Source organism: Bradyrhizobium murdochi (genome assembly GCF_000472965.1).
Lineage (GTDB): Bacteria > Pseudomonadota > Alphaproteobacteria > Rhizobiales > Xanthobacteraceae > Bradyrhizobium > Bradyrhizobium murdochi.
This window is the reverse complement of record NZ_AXAU01000001.1, coordinates 313,185-334,497: the sequence shown is the minus strand read 5'-3', so window position 1 is coordinate 334,497 and position 21,313 is coordinate 313,185. Positions and strand designations below refer to the sequence as shown.

Below are 21,313 nucleotides of genomic sequence, written 5' to 3'. Positions count from 1 at the left end.
CTACTCCAGCTTGATGTTGGCGGCTTCGATGACCTTCTTCCATCGCGCCGTCTCCGACGCGATGTAAGCCGCAAACGGTTGAGCATCGAGCGCCACGGCGTCGGCGCCGAGTTCGGCCATCTTCTGCACCGTCTCCGGCTGCTGCATGAAGGCCCGGATCTCCGCCGAGAGCTTTTCAACGATCGGCTTCGGCGTGGCGGCCGGGACGAAGAAGCCGTGCCAGGCGACCGCCTCGAAGCCGGGTAGATGCTCGGCGACGGTGGGAAGATTCGGATCGAACGACGCGCGCTTGGGCGTTGCGGCCGCGATCAGCGCGAGCTTGCCGGTCTTCGCCTGCGGCAGGAGCAGCGGCACGTTGTCGAACGCGAGGTCGATCTGGCCGCTGAGGAGATCCGTCAACATCGTGCTCGAGCCCTTGTAGGGCACATGCACCATCCTGGTACCCGTCATCTGCTGGAACAACTCGCCCGCCAGGTGCTGCGAGGTGCCGACACCGGCCGAACCGAAAGAGACCTTCTCCGGATTGGCCTTCAGATAGGCGATCAGGTCCGGCAGGGTCCGCGCCTTGATCTTGTCGGGGTTGACGACCAGCACGTTGGGCACGACGCTGATCTGGACGATCGGCTGCAGATCCTTATCGGGCTGATAGCTGAGCTTCGGACCATACAGCGACGGGTTGATCGCAAGCGCGGATGTGCTCGCCAAGCCCAATGTCAGCCCGTCCGGCGCCGAGCGCGCCAGCCGGGTCACGCCGACGATGCTGCCGGCGCCGCCGACATTTTCGACCACGAACGGCTTGCCCAATTTCGCCTGAAGGTGATTGGCGACCATCCGCGCGAAGATATCCGCTGTCCCGCCGGCGGCGAAGGGAACGATCACACTCACCTGCCTGGAGGGATACGCCTCTTCCGCCTTCATTGGCGCCGCCGCCAGCAGCATCGCCGACGTAACAATAAGCCTCATCAATCTCATCGAAGTTTCCTCTTGCTTCCTGCTTGTTATTGGTCGGTGCCGTGCGCCGCAGCCAGGCGGGCTAGAACGCCTTCTCGTACATCTTCAAAATCCCGTCACGGCTCAAATCGCGCGGGTTGTTGTCGAGCAGACGACGGATGGCATGCGCCTCGTCCGCCATGACGCCGAGATCGTCCTTGGGAACGCCGAGCGCGGACAACCGCATCTCGATGCCGAGATCGGTGCAGAAACCATAAGCGGCGTCGAACGCAGCCGCTGGAACGTTACGTTCTGACAAGCCAAGCGCGTGCAGCACGGCGATCGTCTTCGTCGAGATTGCCGGCATGTTGAACGCCAGCGTATGCGGGAAGATCACCGCGCAGGCGAGGCCATGCGCCACGTGATGCCGCGTGCCGAGCGGATAGGCGACCGCGTGACCCGCCGTCGTGTTCACCGGGCCGAGGCAATAGCCGCCATAAAGCGAGGCCAGCGCAAGGCCGGCACGCGCTTCCCGGTCGCTGCCGTCGGCAACCGCGCGCCGCAGATAGCGCCCGACCAGCCGCGCGCCTTCGATCGCGTAGAGATCGATGGCCGGATGCGCCTTGCGGCTGGTGTAAGCCTCGACGCAATGCGCCAGCGCGTCGACGCCGGTTGCCGCGGTGATATCCTTTGGCACTGTCATCGTGAGGTCGGGATCGACGATGGCGATGTCAGCCAGCATGAAGCGGCTCTGCACCGCGAGCTTGTTGCGGCTCGCCGGATCGGTCACGAGCGCCCGGGTGCCGGCTTCGCTGCCTGTCCCAGAGGTGGTGGGGATCTGCATCAGCGCCACGCTGCGGCCTGTAACCTTCTCGGCACCGACGATGTCGGCAAAGGCGGTATCGCCGGTGCAGAGCACAGCCACCAGCTTGGCGAGATCCATCGCGCTGCCGCCGCCGAAACCCACGATGAGATCGGGCGCGGCTTCACGCGCCATCGCCACCGCCTTGTCGAGGTTGGGCATATCAGGCTCGGGCTTGACGTCGCCGAATACCTTGACTGCTCCGGGCAACGCCAACTGATCGATGCGCTTCGCGTTGAATGGATCCGAAATCACCAGCGGCCGCCGCGCGCCGATCCGCTCCGCAAAGCGCTGAGCGGCAGCAATCGTTCCGCATCCGAACTCGACCACGGTGGGACGCAGAATTTCGATCGGCGTGAAGGAATTGGTCATTGGACGTCTGCTCTCGTCACTTTGGAGCTATGGAGGGGCCGCCGGCCAGGCGCTCGGCGTAATCGATGGCCTCGATCAGGCTGTGTTCGTTGGCGATGCCCTTGCCGGCGATATCGAAGGCTGTGCCGTGATCGACGGAGGTGCGGATGATCGGAAGGCCTAGCGTGATGTTGACGCCGGAAAGCTCCTGCCAGCGACCGGTCGCGGGATCGACCTGGAAGCCGAGCAGTTTTACCGGAATGTGCCCCTGGTCGTGATACATCGCGACCGCCGCGTCGAACTGGCCGGCGCGCAGCTTGACGAAGATGGTGTCGCCCGGCACTGGCCCGACGACGTCGAGACCATCGGCGACCGCCTTGGCGATGGTCGGCGCCGAGACGTCGATATCCTGCCGGCCGAACAACCCGCCCTCGCCGGCATGCGGATTGAGCGCCGCAATTGCGATCTTCGGGCGCGCGATACCGAGCCGGCGCAGCGCATCGTCGGTGAGGTCGATCACCTGACGGAGCCGCTCCGCCGTCAGCCGCTTCGGCACGTCCTCCAGCGCCACATGGGTCGAGACATGGCTGACGCGCATGTTGCCGTGGGCCAGGAGCATCACCGAGCCGCGCACGCCGGTGAGGTGCGCCAGCATCTCGGTGTGGCCGGGATAGTGGTAGCCCGCCTTGTTGAGCGCCTCCTTGTTCAGTGGCGCCGTGACGATGGCCGCGGTCCGCCCGGCCTGTGTCAGCCGCACGCCCCGCTCGACCGCCTTGAACGCAAACCTTCCGCCATCGGCACTCAACACGCCCGGATGGATCGGCGCGCCTTCAGCGTCGGCCTGTAGAAAACAGAGATCGGACCAATCGCGGTCTTCGGCGCGCACTTCCGGAATCGCGATGCTTGCGCCAAGCGCGGCCTTCGCGGCCCCCAATGCGGCGCCGCTGCCGATGATCAGAAGGCGCAGATCGCCCTTGGCAATCCGGTCCTGCAAGCCGATGCAGGCCTTGACGATGATTTCCGGCCCGATCCCGGCCGGATCGCCCATGGTGATCGCGAGATGGCGAGAGGTCATGTCGGTTTCCCTGTGCTGAGCAGTTGATTGTCATGGAGCAGATCGCGCCATAGCTCCCTTGTACCAAACGCTCCGGATTTGGAGATCACGTCAACGCCAGCCCAACGGCCGCCCTGCAGGGTCGAGCGCGGCAGGCCGGGCACGAGGCGGCCTGCGACCCGCAACGCCTGCGCACCGAGAGCGACGCAAACCGCTTTCAAGGTCTCGCCGCCGGCCACGATCAGCGTGCCGGGAGGATCAAGCGCTGCAATCAATGCGGTCATTTCACGCGCGATCCGCCTGGCCGCCTCCGGGCGCGAAAGGCCCTCGGAAAGCGAGAACTTCACCAGCGCCACGCCGTCATCGGCAAGCTTGCGGTGCACCCGCGCCGCACCTCCGGCCTCGGCTTCGACAAGGGCGATGGTGGCCTCTCCGCACGCCTCAAGCTGGGATGCGGTGACGATTTGATCGGAGCCAAACAATCCGAGCACCGGCTTCTTCAAGCGCCGCGATGCGCCAGCGTAGCTGCCGCGCGCCAACGCGCCGGCCAGTCCGCCGCTCCCGGACCATAGGACAGGCGCAGCAAGCTGGCGGCCCATTTCGACCACACGATCGAGATCCTGGTCACTCTCGGCATCGAAGACCTGAACGCCGCCATACGACAGCGTCTCGAACCGGCCTTGCCGGGCGTGGATGTTCTCCGCTTCGAGTTGCGCCAGCAGATTCGCGCCGACCGGATACCACTCGCTCTGCGACTTGCGAGCGAACTGCTGACCATCGCACGTGCGGCGTCCCTGGTACTCGAAAGCCGGCGCAACGACGCAGGAGGCCCAATAGCCAGTGCGCAAGCAGGCGCCAAGTTCGGCAGCCCACGCTCCGCGCAACAGGCTATCGATCTTCTTGTAGGCGATCGCGCCATCACAAAGCAGCGGCGCCAGCCGTCCAACGATCTCGATGCCCTCTGCCTTTGCGAGTTCGCGCGTTCCGCTGTCGATCGCAAGATTTTGCGGTTCGCGCGTCGGGAGCGCCTCCGGCCAGGTCACGTCGAACGGTCCACACAAGCCGACGAACTCGGCCGCGGTGTCGAGCGCACCGGTGAGGTCGTCGGCAAGAAGGCGGACGCTCGTCATCGTCATGCCGCTCCGGCGCTGCGGGTCGTACGGCGCTCGCTCGCGAAGATCTTGTCTGGATTCATCAGGCCGTTCGGGTCGAGCAATTGCTTGATGCCGCGCATCAGGTCGACATCGAGCGCATCGGCCACCCGCGCGAGCCGGTCACGATTGGTGATGCCGATGCCGTGCTCGGCGCTGATGGCCCCGCCTTGCGCGGCGGTCTCGTCGTCGACAATCTCGTTGATCTTCGCCACCAACGCGGCCGTCGCGTCGGGGTCACGGCAGCGATCGCGGTCGATCAGGGCGATCACGTGAATATTGCCGTCACCGATATGGCCATGCATCACGACGCGCGCATGGGGTACCGCCGCCATGATCCTGGCCTCGACATTGGCGACGAACGCGGCCTGCCGCTCCAGCGGAACCACGCTGTCGTGCGATACCACATAGCCGCTGCGCTTGTTGCCTTCGGACACGCTGTGCCGCACCGCCCAAATCGCCTTCGCCTGGGCAACGCTCGATGCCAGCACGGCATCCTCAGCCAGTCCCGCATCCAACGCCTCCGAAAGCACGGCGGCCAGCGGCTCGTTGAGGTCAATCCCGGCCAGCGTATCGGTCAGTTCGACGATCAGGTACCACGGCGTGGTGAGTTCGAAGGGAATGGCGACATGGGGCACGGTCGCGGCGATCGCCTCGATCTGGCTGCGCGACATCATTTCCAGGCTGCCGAGCCGATCGCCGACGGCGCCGCGCAGCCGCTGCATGATCTGCAGGGCGTGATCAACCCTTTGCAGTTTGAGCAGCGCCAAAGCCGAGCTGCGCGGCGGCGCGAACAGCTTCAGCACCGCCGCGGTGACGATGCCGAGTGTCCCCTCCGCGCCGATGAAGAGCTGCTTGAGCGCGTAGCCCGTATTGTCCTTGCGCAGCGCGCGCAGGCCGTTGAAAATCCGTCCGTCCGGCAGCACCGCTTCCAGCCCGAGCACCAGATCGCGCATCGGTCCGTAGCGCAGCACCGCCGTGCCGCCGGCATTGGTGGAAATATTGCCGCCGATCTGGCACGAGCCCTCGGCGCCGAGGCTCAACGGAAAATGACGGTCCACAGCCGCGGCCGCAGCCTGCACTTCGGCGAGGATACAGCCGGCCTCCACCGTAATCGTATTGGCGAGCGGACTGACGTCGCGCACACGCCGCATGCGGTCGAGCCGGATCACGACGTTGAATGCGCTGTCATCCGGTGTGGCGGCGCCGCACATCCCGGTGTTGCCGCCTTGCGGGACGATCGAGAGCCGCTTGTCTGCACAATAGCGGACAACCGCCGCGACCTCAGCCGTCGAGCCGGGCTTGACCACCGCGACAGCGCGGCCGCGATAGCGTCCGCGCCAGTCCACCACATAGGGCTCCTGATCGGGCGCGGAATCGATGACATAATTGTCGCCGACGATTGCCGCCAATCCAGCAAGCACATTTTGGAAGGATCCGGTCATCAGTTCGTCCCGTCGCCCGCTGGCGCTAGACGCTGGCGGCGGCAAACGCGCCGGCGTTAGCAAGCAGCTCTTTCAACTGCGGAGCCGGCAGCAACTCCAGCGGCGGCCGGAGGCGTTGCCATCCGGCATGGCCGGTTCGCTGCGCAACCAGAGCCTTCAGCGATGCCATCTGCGCAAAACGTGAGACAAGCTCGCGCGCCTTCACGATGCGCGCCTGCGCCGCCGCGAGCCCAGTGTCATCGTCGCTGTCGCGGAAGTGCCGATAGACATAGGCAAGATCGCGCGCGACGAGGTTGGACGTAGCGGTGATGCAGCCCGCGCCTCCCTTGCGCAATAGCGGCAGGAGCAGCGGATCCGCGCCGGCCAGCACCGCAAAACCCGGAAAACGCTCGACCATTGCGGTCATGTTGGCGAAGTCACCGGAGGAGTCCTTGATGCCGACGAAGGTCGCCGGATAGACCGCACGCAGCCGCTCGATCAATGCATGCGAGATCGGTTGCGCCGACATCTGGGGAATATGGTAGAGCACGATCTTGAGCCGCGCGTCGCCAAGCCGCTGCACGACTTCGCTGTAGGATGCATAGACGCCGTCATCGGTGACGCCCTTGTAATAGAATGGCGGCAGCATCACCACGGTATCGACGCCGACCGAGAGCGCGTGGCGCGTCAGCACAATCGTATCGGTGAGCGCCGCGACTCCGGTTCCGGGCAGCAGCCGGTTCGGCGCGATGCCATCCCGCACGACCGCCTCGAGCAGCGCGGTGCGTTCGGCGACTGAGAACGAGTTGGCTTCGCCGGTAGTGCCGAGCATCGCGATGCCATCGCAGCCCTCACTCAGGAGATAGCGGCAATGCGCGACAAAGCGCGCGTGATCGGGTGCGAGCCCGGCGTCGAGCGGCGTCAGCGCCGCACAGAACACACCACGAGGATGCAGGGATGATGTCGACAAAGTTCCTCCGATCGCCCGAAACCTGTTGTTCGGAATGCGAACATTTGTTATGTCGCTTGCACTCTCCTAGAACCGGACCGCCGCCCCCGTCAAGGGCCGCCGGCTGTCGTTCTTGCAAGCGGGCATTGACGAGATGGCCAAGACATCCAAGCGCGCGCCGACCACCGCGCCGAAAAATCCAAAGAACCACGTCGCATCCGTCGGCAAGGCCTTCGCCGTTCTGCAGAGTTTTTCGAGCGACGCCTTCGAACTGACACTCAGCGAGATTGCCGCGCGCGCCAATCTCGATCGCGGCACGGCGTTCCGTCTGATCCAGACGCTGGTTGAGCTTGGCTATCTCCACCCCGTTCCACAAAGCCGCCGGTTCAGGCTTGGCGTCGCCTGCCTCGATCTCGGCTACACGGTGCTATCGGGGGGAACGCTGCGCGCTTTGGCCGAGCCGTTGCTGCGCGACCTCGTGCCGTCAGTGTCTGATGCGGCCTCGCTCGGCGCGCTCGACGGAGGCGACGTGATCTATCTCGCTCGCGTCGGCACGGGCCTCGACCGGCACAAGATGGACCGTCGGCCCGGCACGCGAATTCCGGCTTACAGCGCCGCACTCGGCCACGTCATGCTGGCGTATCTGCCGCGGGACGAACAGATCCGCCGGCTGGAATCGCGGCCTCGCATTAAATTATCGGAGCGAACCCTGACGGATCTCGATGCCCTGCTTGACCGGCTCGACCTCGTCAGGCGGCAGGGCCACGCGATCTCCGACGGCGAAAATGCTTACGGTCTCCGCACGCTGGCAGCGCCGATCTTCGACGCGCAAGGTTCGGTGACTGCCGGCTTGAGCATCACGGTCGATGCGACGCGCATGGACATGGCCGCCTTCCACGACCAGGCCCTGCCCCAACTGATGCGTGTCGCCACCGTCGTGCAAGACCTCGCAATCAAATCCGGGCTCCCGAACTAGCGCTTCAGCCGCGCGCACCATTCCGGGCTAGGTCGCCGGCACCTGGCGTTGCGAAGCTGCGCGCCCCGCGGTCTTGCGCCGCCACTTCTCGAGCGACAGCGGCAGCTCTTCCGCCGCCTCGACCCGGTTACGGCCGCCGCGCTTGGCCTGATAGAGTGCGGTATCGGCCGCCGCCAGCAACACTTCGAGCTCCGTGCCCGCCGGACCGCCGGCGACGCCGATGCTGACGGTGGTGACGACCGGGCCTTCTTCGCAGACGAGTTTGGATGCCTCGAACGCCTCGCGCACGCGCTCGGCCACAATTACGCCCTCTTCCAGCGGACACGCCAGCAACGCCGCGAACTCCTCGCCTCCGATGCGCCCCGACAGATCGCTGATGCGCAAATTGCTGACCACGACAGTGGAGAACAATTTGAGAATTTCGTCGCCCGCGGGATGGCCGAAGCGGTCGTTGATGCTCTTGAAATGGTCGATGTCGAAAATCATCACCGTCACCGGCCGCCCCGCGGCGGCCTCGCGTTCGATCACCTGATTGCAGGCTTCCGAAAAGCCGCGGCGGTTCAGCATTCCGCTCAAGGGATCGACCGAGGCCGCGGTCTTGTGCACCGTCACGGCGCGGTCGGACACCAGCATGAAGATCACGAAGACGGTGCCGATCGCATACAAGATCAGTTCGATCGAGAATGCGGTCACCCAGATGCTGCTGGCAAAGGTCTCGTCATGCGGGCGCAGCAGGCTGCCGAGCAGGATCGGCAGCGCTAGCACGCAACCATGCATCACGGGCACGACAATCGTCGGCCAGCGCTTGTGCATCGTCCGCCGCCGTTCGCTCCACAATTCGGAAGCCGTCAGCCCAGCGTAGATCGCGACGATCGCCGCACCGACGACGAGCCGCATGGCGGGATTCAACGACGGCAAAGCCAGCACCGTGCCGACCCAGGCGATCGCGCCGAGGGAAAGCCCTGGGAGATTGGGCTTGCGGCCGTGGAATACGCGTGCGGCATTCCAGACCATGCCGCAGGCCGCGAAACCAAGCGCATGCAGCGTCAGCAACAGCGGCTCGCCGAGTTTGGCGCCGCCGATGGTCCAGATCGCCACCGACGATGCGCCAAGCAGATAGGCCGTCCCCCACCACTTCAAGGCTGGAATGTTTTCCTGCTTGCCGAACAGCACCAACATCGCCCCGAGCATGCCCGCGACCATCGTGGCAAATAAATAGAGCGTGGAAGTATCGAACGACATGGGCTCACCCGAACGCGTGTGATGGTACTTGTTCGGCGCATACTGAAAATGCAATTTCGCGCCATCGCATCAGGGGACACTAGGAGGGCCGTGTTCCAATTTCGTGAGTGCGGGTAAGCAAGTTTTCACGAAAATCCGTAGTAACCCATCACTAAATAGTAAGCAAAAAGGGCGCCGATCGGCGCCCTTTTTTCTTCCGGTGAATGCAGCAATCCGCTGCAAATTTTAGCGAAGCAATTAGCGCTTCGAGAACTGGAACGACTTGCGCGCTTTCGCCCGGCCGTACTTCTTGCGCTCCACGGTGCGGGAGTCGCGGGTCAGGAAGCCGCCCTTCTTCAGCACGCCGCGGAGATCGGGCTCGAAGTTGGTCAGCGCCTTCGAGATGCCGTGACGCACGGCACCCGCCTGGCCCGACAGACCGCCGCCGGCGACCGTGCAGATGACGTCGTACTGGCCGGCGCGCGCGGCCGCGACCAGCGGCTGCTGGATCAGCATGCGTAGCACCGGACGGGCGAAGTAAATCTCGACTTCGCGGGTGTTGACCGTGATCTTGCCGGCGCCCGGCTTGATCCAGACGCGGGCGACCGCATCCTTGCGCTTACCGGTGGCATAGGCGCGGCCGTATTTGTCGACCTTCTTGACATATTTCGGCGCTTCAGGAGCGGCCGTCTTCAACGACGCCAACTGGTCGAGCGACTGCATGGTATCCGACATCTTATGCGGCCCTCATGTTCTTGCGGTTCATCGAAGCGATATCAACCTTCTCGGGCTGCTGGGCTTCATGCGGATGTTCGGCGCCGGGGTAGACGCGCAGATTGCCCATCTGCACGCGTCCGAGCGGACCGCGCGGGATCATGCGCTCGATGGCCTTCTCGACCACGCGCTCGGGGAAACGGCCCTCGAGGACCTGTTTCGCGGTCCGCTCCTTGATGCCGCCAATGAAGCCGGTGTGCTTGTAGTAGACCTTGTTGTCGCGCTTGCGACCGGTCAGCACCACATGCGCCGCGTTGATGATGATGACGTTGTCACCGCAATCGACATGCGGGGTATAGGTGGGCAGATGTTTGCCGCGCAGGCGCATCGCGACGAGCGTGGCGAGACGGCCGACCACCAGGCCTTTGGCGTCGATCAAGACCCACTTCTTCGTCACCTCGGCGGGCTTTGCCGAATAGGTTTTCATGTGAGGAAATCCGTGAAAATGGAAATCGGCGCCAGATGCGCCGAACTGGCGGGTTTCTAGAGAACGGCGCGCCGTCAGTCAACGCCAATGTTCGCAAATTACACCAATGAAAACAATTGCTTAAAAATATGGTGCGATACTACCTTTCAAAAGCCTATGTGTTTGGAATGGAATAGGTCGCCGTCACATGGGCGATCGGATCGGGCGACGAGCCTGACAGCAGGTTGACCTCGCCAACCGCCAGCCGCTTGCCGAGTTTCAGCAGGCGGGCCGCGGCCAATACATCCTGTCCCGGCTGGCCCTTGCGCAGGAAATTGATGTTGAGATTGGTCGTTACCGCCAATCCCACCGGGCCGATCGCCGAGAGCAGCACTACATACATCGCGAAATCGGCCATCGCCATCAAGGTCGGCCCCGACACGGTGCCGCCTGGGCGCAGCATGCGCTCGTCAAAGCGCCGCCGCAGCAGGCAGGTCTCGCCGTCGGCGCTCTCGATCGTGATATCGCCATCGCTGAAGGCTTGCGGAAATTCCTCGCGGAGGAACTTCTCCAGCTCAGCCACGCTCATTTTCGCTTCCGCCATGCCACCCCTGCCCCTCGATTAAGACTGCCTGTTACATTACGTTATCAGCAAAGCCAAAATGAAAATCTTGGAGTGGAAACCTCAGAGATGACTGCCCAAACTGCTCGCGCACCCACGCCGCAACCTCCGATCCTGCTGCAGGAAAATGTCGGCAGCATCCGGGTGCTCACGCTCAACCGGCCGGCGGCGCGCAACAGCCTGTCGGAGGGGCTGATCGCGGAGCTACACGGCGCGCTGCAGGAAATCCACGGCGACAACAGCGTCCGCGCCGTCGTCATCGCCGCCAACGGTCCCGCGTTCTCCGCGGGCCATGATATGAAGGAACTGACCGCGCGCCGCAGCGATCCCGATCGCGGCCGCGCCTATTTCGCGCAGATCATGAACGCCTGCAGCGCGATGATGCAGGCGGTCGTGCACCTGCCGAAGCCCGTCGTCGCCGCCGTGCAGGGCATCGCGACCGCCGCGGGCTGCCAATTGGTGGCGAGCTGCGATCTCGCGGTCGCCTCCGAGGCGGCAGGCTTCGCGACCCCCGGCGTCGATATCGGCCTGTTCTGCTCGACGCCCATGGTGGCGCTGTCGCGCAACGTCCCGCGCAAGCAGGCGATGGAGATGCTGCTCACCGGTGAACCGATTTCAGCGACGACGGCGAAGAATATCGGCCTCATCAACCGAATCGTGGCCGCCGGCACCGAGCGCGATGCGGCGATCGCGCTGGCGCAGAAGGTCGCGCTCAAATCCGCCTACACCGTCAAGCTCGGTAAGGAGGCGTTCTATCGCCAGGCCGAAATGAGTCTCGCCGAGGCCTATCGCTATGCGGCCGAAGTGATGACCGAGAACATGATGGCGCGCGACGCCGAGGAAGGCATCGGCGCCTTCATCGAAAAGCGTGAGCCGAAGTGGCAGGATAAATAGACGTTCCTCATCCTGAGGAGCCGCGCAAGCGGCGTCTCGAAGGATGCAGGCCCGTATGTGGCCTCATGGTTCGAGACGCGCGTTCCGCGCTCCTCACCATGAGGGTCTGAGGAAATCAAATGAACCACGACGCATACGACGACAATTACATCCGCAGCATCCTCAACTCCGTGAAATCGATCGCGATGGTCGGGGCCTCGCCGGTCAATGTGCGGCCGAGCTACTTCGCGTTCAAATACCTGGCGCAGCGTGGCTATGACATGGTTCCGGTCAACCCCGGTCATGTCGGAAAGCAGCTACTCGGTAAGCCCTTCGTCGCCTCGCTGTCCGATATCGGCCGTCCCGTCGACATGATCGACATCTTCCGCAGCTCGAGCCACATCATGCCTGTCGTTAACGAGGCCCTGACATTGTCGCCGTTGCCAAAAGTGATCTGGATGCAGCTCGGCGCGCGCGACGACGCGGCTGCCGAAAAAGCCGAAGCCGTCGGCATCAAGGTGGTGATGAACCGCTGCCCGAAGATCGAGTATGGTCGGCTGTCGTCGGAGATTTCATGGATGGGCGTCAATTCGCGCACGCTGAGCTCCAAGCGCGCGCCGATCCCGACGCAGGGCATGCGGCTGTCGCTGAACCGGATGAGCGTCGGCGGCGGGGCAACGGCAGCGTCGGATCGCGCCGCAAAGAACAAAGGCGAGCCGACGTGAAGCAATGAGAAACAATTATTTCGAAGACGCGGCCTGACCAAGCAGACCCGTTTCCAATCCGCCGCATGTGAACGCCTCGCCTTGACGGCGGACGCGGCTGCGATCAGCATCGTCAACGCATTTTCAAGCAAGCCAGAGAACAGGACGAAGAAGAATGACCGACCGTCTCCCGGGATTTTCGACCCTTGCCGTGCATGCCGGCGCGCAGCCCGATCCTACCACCGGCGCGCGGGTGACGCCGATCTATCAAACCACGTCCTTCGTATTCAATGATGCCGACCATGCCGCTTCGCTGTTCGGGCTGCAGGCGTTCGGCAACATCTATACCCGCATCGGCAATCCCACGACCGCCGTACTGGAAGAGCGCATTGCTGCGCTGGAAGGCGGCACCGCTGCGCTTGCGGTTGCTTCGGGACATGCTGCGCAAGTCGTCGTGCTGCAGCAATTGCTGATGCCGGGCGACGAATTCATCGCCGCGCGAAAACTCTATGGCGGCTCGATCAACCAGTTCACGCATGCGTTCAAGAGCTTTGGCTGGAATGTGGCGTGGGCCGACCCCGATGATATCGGCAGTTTCGAGCGCGCGGTGACGCCGCGCACCAAGGCGATCTTCATCGAGTCGATCGCCAACCCCGCCGGCAGCATCACCGACATCGAAGCGATCGCGGAGGTGGCCCGCAAGGCCGGCGTGCCGCTGATCGTCGACAATACGTTGGCAACGCCTTATTTGATCCGCCCGATCGATCATGGCGCCGACATCGTCGTGCACTCGCTGACGAAATTCCTGGGCGGCCATGGCAACTCGCTCGGCGGCATCATCGTCGATGGCGGCACCTTCGACTGGTCGAAGGACAACAAATATCCGATGCTCAACGAGCCGCGGCCGGAATATCACGGCATCAGGATCCAGGAGACGTTTGGCAATTTCGCCTTCGCGATCGCCTGCCGCGTGCTGGGTCTGCGCGATCTCGGCCCGGCGCTGTCGCCGTTCAACGCCTTCATGATCCTGACCGGCATCGAGACGCTGCCGCTGCGCATGCAGAAGCATTGCGAGAACGCCAAGGCGGTCGCGGAATTTCTGGCCGGTCATCCCGCGGTGGCCGCGGTAAACTATGCGGGCCTCGCCAGCGACAGGTACAACAAGCTCGCGCGCAAATACGCACCGAAGGGCGCCGGTGCCGTATTCACCTTCAGCCTCAGGGGCGGCTACGACGCCGGCGTCAGCCTGGTGTCGAACCTGAAACTGTTCTCGCATCTGGCCAATGTAGGCGACACCCGCTCGCTGGTGATTCACCCGGCCTCGACCACACACAGCCAGCTCGACGACGACGCCAAGGTGAGAAGCGGCGCGGGGCCTGATGTCGTGCGCCTGTCGATCGGCATCGAGGACAAGGAAGATTTGATCGCGGATCTGGAGCGGGCGCTGAGCGCGTGATGCAAATGGGCGCGGTCGGATCGCCCCGAAGAAGATCGTCATACCCGCGAAAAGCGGGTATCCGGTACGCTGCGGCCTCTCGGCTGCATTGCCAGTCTCTGGGATACTGGATCGCCCGCCGGAGCCTGTCATCGGGCGCGCATTCGCGCGACCCGTTGGCGAGCGATGACGTCCGATTGAGGTCCAACCACCTTCCAGGCTCTGCAATCACGAGCCTCTCATTAACGGTCATTCCGGCATAAAGTGGCGGTGACCCGCCCCCGAACGATTCGGAGCCAACCATGCTGCGCTGGACGATGTCATTGCTGATTGCAACGTTCGCGATCGGAACCGCAGTCGCCGCCGACGGCCCCGCCGCCACCAAGCGCGCCGCAGTTCGTGCCGCCAGCAACTTGCCGCCGGGCCTACCTCGGGCGCATTACAATTACCGAACCACGGTCGCCCCCGCCGCACCGCTCTACGTGCGGCGCGGCCGCCCACTGGTGGTCGTCGCGGAAGACGAGCCCGAAGTGCTGATCAAGCCGGTGGGAGTAGTGCCCTACGTGCCGCTGGTCAGGGGTACGCCATTGCTGCCAGGGTCGTCGACGCTGCCCGGCTATTATGGAACGAGCCATTCCTACAGCTATGACGGCCCTTATTATGGCGGCTCCTATACACCCTACTGGGCTCGCCTGCCCTACGCCTGCGGCGTGTACGGATATTGCTAACGGTGCATCAGCGACGGAGACGGACAACAGAGGTGGCAGGGGCATTGAAGAAAGACAGGGCAACAAGTTCTGCCAACGCGGTCACGGCGGATCTGGTCGCCGTCCTCGTCGCCGTCACCGAGGGCGAGCCCAAGATCATGACCATCGCCAACGACGGCGCGCTGCCGAGCGGCCCATTCGAATTCGCGCACCGTTCGCTGCAGACGGGATTGCGGGCTTGGGTCGAGGCACAGACCGGCCATCCGCTCGGCTATGTCGAGCAGCTCTACACGTTTGCCGATCGTGGGCGCGCCGGAGGTGCCAAGTCACCGCATTCGATCTCGATCAGCTATCTGGGCCTGACACGCGAAGACAAGGTCGGCCAGGGTTTTGAGGCGCACTGGTCCGGCTGGTACGAATATTTCCCATGGGAGGATCAGCGGGCCGGTCTCCCCGCTTCGCTGGCGAAGACATTGACGTCGCGGCTGCGGGCTTGGGCGAAATCCGCTGAGACCACCGGCCTGCAGCGCCAACGCTGGCAGCGCGCCGCCATCACGTTTGGCCTCGACGATCGCGAATGGAATGAGGAGCTGGTGCTGCAGCGCTATGAGCTGCTCTATGAAGCCGGCCTGATCCCGGAAGCCGTGCGTGACGGGGCGGCCGCCACGACCGTCATTCCGGGTAAGCCAATGACCGGCGATCATCGCCGCATTCTTGCCACCGGGATCGCGCGCCTGCGCGCCAAGATCAAATACCGCCCCGTGGTGTTTGAACTGATGCCAGCGGAATTCACCCTGCTGCAACTGCAACGCAGCGTTGAGGCGCTTGCAGGCCGGCTGGTGCACAAGCAGAATTTTCGTCGCCTGATCGAGCAGCAGCAACTCGTTGAGGAAACTGGCGCAATCGCCGCTGACACCGTCGGCCGCCCCGCCAAATTGTTCAGGTTCCGCCACGGCGTGCTGGCCGAGCGGGCGATCGTCGGAACCAAACTTCCCTTATCGCGCACTTGACTTCGATTATGCTCAGGATAAGTATAAGCCAAGATATACTCACGGAGAGTATAAATGGCCAACCTCAGCTCCTCAGCGCTCGCCCGCACCGCGCCGCTTTACGATCGTGTCAAACGGGTCATCCCGCCACCTGAATGGGCCGTCTTTGCCGAGGATGTCGACGCCATTCTGGCGCTCAAGCGCGAGCGCAACGCGGTCGTCCTGGCGCATAACTATCAGACACCTGAAATCTTTCACGGTGTCGCCGACATCGTCGGCGACAGCCTGCTGCTGGCGCGCGAAGCCACCAAGGTTAATGCCGACATCATCGTGCTGGCCGGCGTGCACTTCATGGCCGAGACGGCCAAGCTGTTGAATCCGGAAAAGACCGTGCTGATCCCCGACCTTGCAGCCGGCTGTTCGTTGGCAGATTCCATCACCGCGCAGGATGTCCGGCTGATGCGCCAGCGTTATCCCGGCGTTCCCGTCGTCACCTACGTCAACACCTCGGTCGCAGTGAAGGCGGAATCCGACATTTGCTGCACCTCCGGGAACGCGCTCAAGGTCGTGGAGTCACTCGGCGTGGAGCGGGTGATCATGCTGCCGGATGAATATCTGGCGCAGAACATCGCCGCGCAGACGGACGTGAAGATCATCGCATGGAAAGGCCATTGCGAGGTGCACGAGCTGTTCACGGCGTCCGACGTCCGGCAACTGCGCGAAAACCATCCTGATGTGACCATCCTGGCGCATCCGGAGTGCCCGCCCGAAGTGGTGGCGGAAGCCGATTTCTCCGGCTCGACGGCCGCGATGTCGGATTACGTCGGCAAGCAGCGCCCGCCCCGGGTCGTGCTGCTGACGGAATGCTCGATGAGCGACAACGTTTCCGTGCTCCATCCCGAAGTGGAGTTCATCCGGCCCTGCAATCTCTGTCCGCACATGAAGCGGATCACGCTGAAGAACATTCGCCATGCGCTGGAAACCGGCCGAGACGAGGTGACGATCGATCCCGCGATTGCTGCGCCCGCCCGTCGCGCCGTCGAATGGATGCTCGCGCTATGAGCTCCGAGATTTCAGCGCTCAACCACCGTCCCGTCATCATCGGCGGCGGCGCCGCCGGATTGATGACGGCGCTTCAGATGGCGCCCGAGCCGGTCGTATTGCTGTCGAAGGCACCGCTAGGCGCGGAAGCTTCGAGCCTGTGGGCACAAGGCGGATTGGCCGCAGCGATGGGCGACGACGACGACCCTGCCCTGCACGTGGCCGATACGCTGGCCGCTGGCGCGGGCCTGTGCGACGAGGCCATTGCGAGCCGGATCGTTCACGCAGCGCCTGCCGCCGTCGAGCATCTCGCGCGGCTTGGTGTCGCCTTCGACCGACGGCCCGATGGCGCCTGGCGGCTTGGCCTCGAAGCCGCCCATAGCCGCAACCGGATCGTGCACGCCACCGGCGACGGCACGGGCCGCGAGATCATGCGCGCGCTGATCGCAGCGGTGCGCCGCTGTCCGTCGGTCACGCTGCTGGAGGGCGTCGAAGCGCGCAGCCTGATCGTCGAGGATAACGCCATCAGGGGCGTGCTCGCAGTGAACGCGCAGGGGCCGCTGGTGATCGATACCGGTCGCGTCGTGATCGCGACGGGCGGCATCGGCGGACTGTTCCTCGACAGCACCAACCCCGCCGGCTGCTACGGCCAGGGACTGGCGCTGGCGGCGCGCGCGGGCGCGCTGCTCGCCGATCTCGAATTCATCCAGTTTCACCCAACGGCCTTCGACGGGCCGTCGCGCCCGATGCCGCTGGTCACCGAGGCCGTGCGCGGCGATGGCGCCATCCTGATCGACGATACCGGGCAGCATTTCATGGCGGATCAGCCCGGTGCCGAACTCGCGCCCCGCGATATCGTCGCGCGTGCGGTCTGGCGCCGTCGCGCGGAAGGACATCGAGTTTTCCTCGACGCGCGCAAACATCCGGGAGCGGAATTTGCAAAACGCTATCCCGTCATCTCCGCGTTCTGCAAAATGGCCGGAATCGATCCCGCGGCCGATCCGATTCCGGTGAGGCCGGCGGTGCACTACCACATGGGCGGGATCGCTGTTGACGGCGAAGGCCGCAGCAGCGTGGACGGCCTCTGGGCCTGCGGCGAGGTCAGCCGCACCGGGTTGCATGGCGCCAACCGACTCGCCAGCAATTCGCTGATGGAAGCCATCGTCTGTGCGCAATGGGTTGCAGAGAGCGTCACGGGTGCGAGCCGCGGCCGGCCGAAAGCGCGCGTGGCCGACGCGCCTCCCCCCGCGTCCGATCCTTCGGCCATACGGCCGATCCTGTCGCAAGGCCTCGGCGTGCTCCGCGACCGGCACGGCATCGAGCGCGCGATCCGCAGCCTCCATGCGCTCGCCAACGGCAAAAGTGCGGCAGCCGATCCCGCGTTGGTGGGATTGATGATCGCGGTCGCCGCCTGGCGGCGCGAGGAAAGCCGCGGCGGGCATTTTCGCACCGACTTCCCCGAGGTCCTGCCTTCGGCCGTGCCTTCATCCATCTCGCTTGCGGACGCACTCGACACCGCGCGCGACATCTTTGAAACCGAATCTCTGTTTACCGGGAGTGCCCAGCCGTGACACTAACCCCGCTTCTGCCTGTCGTGTACGAGCCGCTGGTTCGAACCGCGCTGCTCGAAGACTTGGGCCGCGCCGGCGACATCACCGCGGACGCGATCGTTCCGGCGGACAAGCGCGCCTCGCTGGTGCTGCGCGCGCGCCAGCCCGGCGTGGTGGCTGGGCTCGACATCGCGCGCTGTGCATTTCAGCTCGTCAATCCTGCCATCCAACTCGAAGCGGAGCGCCCCGACGGCAGCGTGGTGGCGCCGGGAGACGTGATCGCCGCGATCGAGGGGCCGGCACGCGGACTATTGACCGGCGAACGGACGGCGCTGAATTTTCTCTGCCACCTCAGCGGCGTCGCGACCGCAACGGCCTCGCTGGTATCGGCCGCACAAGGCACCAAGGCGCGCATCGTCTGTACCCGCAAGACGACGCCGGGGCTGCGCGCGCTGGAAAAATATGCGGTCCGTGCCGGCGGTGGCAGCAATCACCGCTTTGGGCTCGACGACGCCATTCTGATCAAGGACAACCATATCGCGCTGGCCGGCGATATCAGGACCGCGATCGAACGTGCAAAGGCGCATGCCGGCCACCTCGTCAAGATCGAGGTCGAGGTGGACACCCTCGCGCAACTCGAACAAGCCCTTACGATCGGCGTCGATGCCGTCCTGCTCGACAACATGACCGTCGAGGAGCTGCGGCAGGCGGTGGCGATGACCGGCCGTCGGGCGATTACCGAGGCTTCCGGCCGCATCACGGCCGAGACGGCTAAAGCGATCGCAGCGACCGGCGTCGATCTGATTTCCGCCGGTTGGCTGACCCACAGCTCCGCCGCGCTCGATATCGGCCTCGACTATCTCGGACTCAATCGGCAGGCGGCGTAGCTTTGGCGGATCACTCGGCCGCGCGCATTGCCTTGTCCTCGCGCATCAGGCGGTTGTTGCGCTGGACCACCGAATAGCTCGCCAGCGCAAACAGGATCACCAGGCCCTGGATCGACAGCGCTTCCATGGAAGGATTCAGGCCGATCGCGGTCAGAAACGCCGAGCCCTTCACCTCGGTTACCGTGATGATCGCCTGCTCCTGGAACTCCTGCACCGCCTCGCCGATGAACTTGATCGCCATTACGAACAGGAACGCCGAGGTGACGATGAACAGCGGCCGCAGCGGAAGCTTTCGCGCAATCAGGTTGATGAAATAGAACAGCACGGCGAGGGCCACCGTCGCGGCGGCAAGCCCGGCGAACAGGCCGGCGCTCCAGCCGCCCTCGGTCTTCGCCAGCGCATGGATGAACAGCACGGTCTCGGCGCCCTCGCGGAACACCGCGAGGAAAGCCAATGCGCCGACCGCCCACACCGTGTCCTGCGACAGCGCGCGGTCGGCTTTATGCGCGAGGTAATCCTGCCAGCCGCGCGGGTCCTGCTTCACCATCAGCCAGCCGCTGACATAGAGCATCAGGGCGGCGGCCACGAGAATGATGACGCCCTCGAGGATATCGCTGTGATCGCCGGAGTTCAGCACCGCAAACAGCCAGGCGGCGACGAAGCTGGCGCCGACCGCGGCGAGCGCGCCGCCGTACAGCGCCTGAATGCGGTGGGCGGCACCGGCCTTGGTCAGATAGCCCGCGAGTGCTGCGATCACCAGCATGGCTTCGAGCCCCTCGCGGAGCAGGATGACAGCGGCTTGGATGAAGGCTGACGACATGAAACCGAACCTTTGTTTTGGCTCGTTTTATCGTCCAAACGATTCAAGTAAAGCGGTCGCACGCCACCCAAATGCATCAAGGCCCTTGCGCAGCAAGAAACCCCTGCAAATCGGGCACTTCCGGCAATGACGGCAGATTAGAATTGCTCAATTTCAGCCGGGCTGCCCGAGCGGCATCGCCAGCTTCTGCCTGTCGTGCTCGGCGCGCCGCGCGACCAGACGCTCGGTTTGCAAAACCGCCAGCGTCAGGACCACGATCGCGACGGCCTGATGCGCCAGCGCGAGATCGATCGGCACCTGGCGCAGCAGCGTCAGAATGCCGAGCACGGCCTGCAGCGTGATCGCCGCCACCAGAGACCAGGCGCCGCCGACCACGGCAATATCGGCCCGTGACCTCACGCTATCGACCGCATGAAAGACCGCCAGCGCCAGCAGCGCGTAGGCGGTCATGCGGTGTTCGAACTGCACAGTGAGCGTGTTGTCGAACAAGTTGCGCCACCACGGCTCCTCGAAGAACAGCCGCGCCGCCGATGGAATGAAGGCGCCATCGATCTCGGGCCAGGTGTTGTATACCCTGCCCGCCCGCAGGCCCGCGACCAGCGCGCCGAAATAGAGCTGCAGGAAGGTCAATCCCAGCAACGCCACAGCGGTTATCTTCAGTCGTGGCGCCGCCGCAGGTTGCGGACGCGCACGCATCCGCCGCAGCGTCCAGATGATCGACGCAAAAATGATCAGCGCGAGCACCAGATGCGTCGCCAGACGATATTGAGATACCTCGGTCCGTTGGGACAGGCCGGAGGCGACCATCCACCAGCCGACCGCCCCCTGCAGCGCACCGAGGCCGAAGATCAGCCACAACCGCTTTTTCAATTCGGTGCTGAACGCGCCACGCCACAGAAAGTACAGGAACGGCAGCAGATAGACCGCGCCGATCACGCGTCCGAGCAGGCGATGGCTCCATTCCCACCAGAAGATGGTCTTGAACTCGGCAAGGCTCATGCCGGCGTTGAGTTCGCGGTATTGTGGAATGGCCTTGTAGCCCTCGAACGCCTGCGCCCATTGCGCCTCGTTGAGCGGTGGCAGCGTGCCGGTAACCGGCTTCCATTCCACGATCGACAATCCGGATTCCGTCAGGCGCGTGGCGCCGCCGACCAGCACCATGACCGCAATCAGCGCGGCAACCACGATCAGCCACCATCTGATGGCGCTGGCATGCGGGGCCTGCTGTGCGGAACTAGCGGTCATAAAAACCCGTCTGAAAATCCGTCCTGGCTCGCCCCGAAGGCGCGCTTGATTGAATTGGCGCGCCCCTTATAGTCCGCCCCTTCCCGCGCGCAACCCGCCACGAGCCCGATATATCCGACATGACGATACGCACCCGCAAATTCTTTGGAACCCTCGCTTTGCTGGCGCTGGTCGTGGTGTGGTCGCTGTTGGGCATGACCATCGCCCAGACGCCGTGGCTGGCCAGTTCAGGCCTGTTGCAGGCGATCTTCTATGTCGTGGCAGGCCTTGGATGGGTGCTGCCGGCGATGCCGATCGTGAGCTGGATGTCGCGGCCCGATCGCGCCGCTTAGAAGATTCCTG

The 21,313-nt window shown here is 64.3% G+C and carries 22 protein-coding genes; 10 read left to right on the top strand and 12 right to left on the bottom strand.

Annotated elements, in window-relative coordinates; all coding sequences use genetic code 11:
• The 6 genes from YUO_RS0101760 to YUO_RS0101735 all read right to left on the bottom strand — a co-directional run bounded on the left by YUO_RS0101760 (window position 1) and on the right by YUO_RS0101735 (window position 6,742).
• Window positions 1-972, bottom strand: coding sequence for a Bug family tripartite tricarboxylate transporter substrate binding protein (locus YUO_RS0101760; RefSeq protein WP_028345750.1), 972 nt, complete (start codon window positions 970-972; stop codon window positions 1-3).
• Between the two features lie 61 nt (window positions 973-1,033).
• A complete protein-coding gene (locus tag YUO_RS0101755) occupies window positions 1,034-2,164 on the bottom strand; it encodes an iron-containing alcohol dehydrogenase (protein ID WP_028345749.1) in 1,131 nt (376 codons plus the stop codon).
• A 16-nt stretch (window positions 2,165-2,180) separates the two neighbouring features.
• A complete protein-coding gene (pdxA, locus tag YUO_RS0101750) occupies window positions 2,181-3,218 on the bottom strand; it encodes a 4-hydroxythreonine-4-phosphate dehydrogenase PdxA (RefSeq protein WP_028345748.1) in 1,038 nt (345 codons plus the stop codon).
• Window positions 3,215-4,327, bottom strand: a complete 1,113-nt coding sequence (locus YUO_RS0101745; protein ID WP_035725752.1) for a four-carbon acid sugar kinase family protein — start codon at window positions 4,325-4,327, stop codon at window positions 3,215-3,217. The genes pdxA and YUO_RS0101745 overlap by 4 nt, the downstream gene beginning before the upstream one ends.
• 2 nt (window positions 4,328-4,329) lie before the next feature.
• Complete coding sequence (locus tag YUO_RS39505; protein WP_051379177.1) at window positions 4,330-5,793, bottom strand: FAD-binding oxidoreductase; 1,464 nt, start codon at window positions 5,791-5,793, stop codon at window positions 4,330-4,332.
• 25 nt (window positions 5,794-5,818) lie between these two features.
• On the bottom strand, window positions 5,819-6,742 hold the full coding sequence (locus YUO_RS0101735; protein WP_035725749.1) for a dihydrodipicolinate synthase family protein: 924 nt from the start codon (window positions 6,740-6,742) through the stop codon (window positions 5,819-5,821).
• A gap of 133 nt (window positions 6,743-6,875) precedes the next feature.
• Here YUO_RS0101735 and YUO_RS0101730 point away from each other — a divergent pair, with 133 nt between their 5' ends.
• Complete coding sequence (locus YUO_RS0101730; protein WP_028345745.1) at window positions 6,876-7,697, top strand: IclR family transcriptional regulator; 822 nt, start codon at window positions 6,876-6,878, stop codon at window positions 7,695-7,697.
• Between the two features lie 27 nt (window positions 7,698-7,724).
• On the opposite strand, the gene YUO_RS0101725 is transcribed toward YUO_RS0101730, so the two are convergent.
• The 4 genes from YUO_RS0101725 to YUO_RS0101710 all read right to left on the bottom strand — a co-directional run bounded on the left by YUO_RS0101725 (window position 7,725) and on the right by YUO_RS0101710 (window position 10,702).
• Window positions 7,725-8,939 (bottom strand): GGDEF domain-containing protein, encoded by a 1,215-nt coding sequence (locus tag YUO_RS0101725; RefSeq protein WP_028345744.1) that lies wholly within the window; start codon window positions 8,937-8,939, stop codon window positions 7,725-7,727.
• Between the two features lie 237 nt (window positions 8,940-9,176).
• Window positions 9,177-9,653 (bottom strand): 30S ribosomal protein S9, encoded by a 477-nt coding sequence (gene rpsI / locus YUO_RS0101720; RefSeq protein ID WP_028345743.1) that lies wholly within the window; start codon window positions 9,651-9,653, stop codon window positions 9,177-9,179.
• A gap of 1 nt (window position 9,654) precedes the next feature.
• A complete protein-coding gene (gene rplM / locus YUO_RS0101715; RefSeq protein WP_028345742.1) occupies window positions 9,655-10,119 on the bottom strand; it encodes a 50S ribosomal protein L13 in 465 nt (154 codons plus the stop codon).
• A 154-nt stretch (window positions 10,120-10,273) separates the two neighbouring features.
• Window positions 10,274-10,702, bottom strand: a complete 429-nt coding sequence (locus tag YUO_RS0101710; RefSeq protein ID WP_028345741.1) for a PaaI family thioesterase — start codon at window positions 10,700-10,702, stop codon at window positions 10,274-10,276.
• Window positions 10,703-10,789: 87 nt separating this feature from the next.
• Here YUO_RS0101710 and YUO_RS0101705 point away from each other — a divergent pair, with 87 nt between their 5' ends.
• From YUO_RS0101705 to nadC, 8 genes are all read left to right on the top strand, one after another.
• Window positions 10,790-11,614 carry an enoyl-CoA hydratase gene (locus tag YUO_RS0101705; protein WP_028345740.1) on the top strand — a complete coding sequence of 275 codons (825 nt, stop codon included), beginning with the start codon at window positions 10,790-10,792 and terminating at the stop codon, window positions 11,612-11,614.
• Between the two features lie 119 nt (window positions 11,615-11,733).
• Window positions 11,734-12,318 carry a CoA-binding protein gene (locus tag YUO_RS0101700; protein WP_028345739.1) on the top strand — a complete coding sequence of 195 codons (585 nt, stop codon included), beginning with the start codon at window positions 11,734-11,736 and terminating at the stop codon, window positions 12,316-12,318.
• 154 nt (window positions 12,319-12,472) lie between these two features.
• Window positions 12,473-13,753, top strand: coding sequence for an O-acetylhomoserine aminocarboxypropyltransferase (locus YUO_RS0101695; protein ID WP_028345738.1), 1,281 nt, complete (start codon window positions 12,473-12,475; stop codon window positions 13,751-13,753).
• A 281-nt stretch (window positions 13,754-14,034) separates the two neighbouring features.
• Window positions 14,035-14,460: a hypothetical protein gene (locus tag YUO_RS0101690; RefSeq protein ID WP_028345737.1), complete on the top strand. Its 426-nt coding sequence runs from the start codon at window positions 14,035-14,037 to the stop codon at window positions 14,458-14,460.
• Window positions 14,461-14,504: 44 nt separating this feature from the next.
• Window positions 14,505-15,449, top strand: a complete 945-nt coding sequence (locus tag YUO_RS0101685) for an NUDIX hydrolase (protein WP_430649524.1) — start codon at window positions 14,505-14,507, stop codon at window positions 15,447-15,449.
• A 54-nt stretch (window positions 15,450-15,503) separates the two neighbouring features.
• Window positions 15,504-16,490: a quinolinate synthase NadA gene (gene nadA / locus YUO_RS0101680; RefSeq protein WP_028345735.1), complete on the top strand. Its 987-nt coding sequence runs from the start codon at window positions 15,504-15,506 to the stop codon at window positions 16,488-16,490.
• Window positions 16,487-18,040 (top strand): L-aspartate oxidase, encoded by a 1,554-nt coding sequence (locus YUO_RS0101675; RefSeq protein WP_028345734.1) that lies wholly within the window; start codon window positions 16,487-16,489, stop codon window positions 18,038-18,040. The genes nadA and YUO_RS0101675 overlap by 4 nt, the downstream gene beginning before the upstream one ends.
• Window positions 18,037-18,906: a carboxylating nicotinate-nucleotide diphosphorylase gene (gene nadC, locus YUO_RS0101670; protein WP_028345733.1), complete on the top strand. Its 870-nt coding sequence runs from the start codon at window positions 18,037-18,039 to the stop codon at window positions 18,904-18,906. Before YUO_RS0101675 ends, nadC begins: the two co-directional genes overlap by 4 nt.
• 10 nt (window positions 18,907-18,916) lie before the next feature.
• Here the strand turns inward: nadC and YUO_RS0101665 are convergent, their stop codons facing one another.
• A complete protein-coding gene (locus YUO_RS0101665; RefSeq protein ID WP_028345732.1) occupies window positions 18,917-19,726 on the bottom strand; it encodes an FTR1 family iron permease in 810 nt (269 codons plus the stop codon).
• A gap of 153 nt (window positions 19,727-19,879) precedes the next feature.
• A complete protein-coding gene (locus tag YUO_RS0101660) occupies window positions 19,880-20,971 on the bottom strand; it encodes a COX15/CtaA family protein (protein WP_028345731.1) in 1,092 nt (363 codons plus the stop codon).
• Between the two features lie 119 nt (window positions 20,972-21,090).
• On the opposite strand from YUO_RS0101660, the gene YUO_RS0101655 reads away from it, so the two are divergent.
• Window positions 21,091-21,303: a DUF2842 domain-containing protein gene (locus YUO_RS0101655; RefSeq protein ID WP_028345730.1), complete on the top strand. Its 213-nt coding sequence runs from the start codon at window positions 21,091-21,093 to the stop codon at window positions 21,301-21,303.
• The last annotated feature ends 10 nt before the right edge of the window (window positions 21,304-21,313 follow it).

Coding starts and splice junctions, on each gene's coding strand:
- YUO_RS0101760 (WP_028345750.1), bottom strand. CDS start 972: ATGAGATTGATGAGGCTTATTGTTACGTCGGCGATGCTGCTGGCGGCG.
- YUO_RS0101755 (WP_028345749.1), bottom strand. CDS start 2,164: ATGACCAATTCCTTCACGCCGATCGAAATTCTGCGTCCCACCGTGGTC.
- pdxA (WP_028345748.1), bottom strand. CDS start 3,218: ATGACCTCTCGCCATCTCGCGATCACCATGGGCGATCCGGCCGGGATC.
- YUO_RS0101745 (WP_035725752.1), bottom strand. CDS start 4,327: ATGACGAGCGTCCGCCTTCTTGCCGACGACCTCACCGGTGCGCTCGAC.
- YUO_RS39505 (WP_051379177.1), bottom strand. CDS start 5,793: ATGACCGGATCCTTCCAAAATGTGCTTGCTGGATTGGCGGCAATCGTC.
- YUO_RS0101730 (WP_028345745.1), top strand. CDS start 6,876: ATGGCCAAGACATCCAAGCGCGCGCCGACCACCGCGCCGAAAAATCCA.
- YUO_RS0101725 (WP_028345744.1), bottom strand. CDS start 8,939: ATGTCGTTCGATACTTCCACGCTCTATTTATTTGCCACGATGGTCGCG.
- rpsI (WP_028345743.1), bottom strand. CDS start 9,653: ATGTCGGATACCATGCAGTCGCTCGACCAGTTGGCGTCGTTGAAGACG.
- rplM (WP_028345742.1), bottom strand. CDS start 10,119: ATGAAAACCTATTCGGCAAAGCCCGCCGAGGTGACGAAGAAGTGGGTC.
- YUO_RS0101710 (WP_028345741.1), bottom strand. CDS start 10,702: ATGGCGGAAGCGAAAATGAGCGTGGCTGAGCTGGAGAAGTTCCTCCGC.
- YUO_RS0101705 (WP_028345740.1), top strand. CDS start 10,790: ATGACTGCCCAAACTGCTCGCGCACCCACGCCGCAACCTCCGATCCTG.
- YUO_RS0101700 (WP_028345739.1), top strand. CDS start 11,734: ATGAACCACGACGCATACGACGACAATTACATCCGCAGCATCCTCAAC.
- YUO_RS0101695 (WP_028345738.1), top strand. CDS start 12,473: ATGACCGACCGTCTCCCGGGATTTTCGACCCTTGCCGTGCATGCCGGC.
- YUO_RS0101690 (WP_028345737.1), top strand. CDS start 14,035: ATGCTGCGCTGGACGATGTCATTGCTGATTGCAACGTTCGCGATCGGA.
- nadA (WP_028345735.1), top strand. CDS start 15,504: ATGGCCAACCTCAGCTCCTCAGCGCTCGCCCGCACCGCGCCGCTTTAC.
- YUO_RS0101675 (WP_028345734.1), top strand. CDS start 16,487: ATGAGCTCCGAGATTTCAGCGCTCAACCACCGTCCCGTCATCATCGGC.
- YUO_RS0101665 (WP_028345732.1), bottom strand. CDS start 19,726: ATGTCGTCAGCCTTCATCCAAGCCGCTGTCATCCTGCTCCGCGAGGGG.
- YUO_RS0101660 (WP_028345731.1), bottom strand. CDS start 20,971: ATGACCGCTAGTTCCGCACAGCAGGCCCCGCATGCCAGCGCCATCAGA.
- YUO_RS0101655 (WP_028345730.1), top strand. CDS start 21,091: ATGACGATACGCACCCGCAAATTCTTTGGAACCCTCGCTTTGCTGGCG.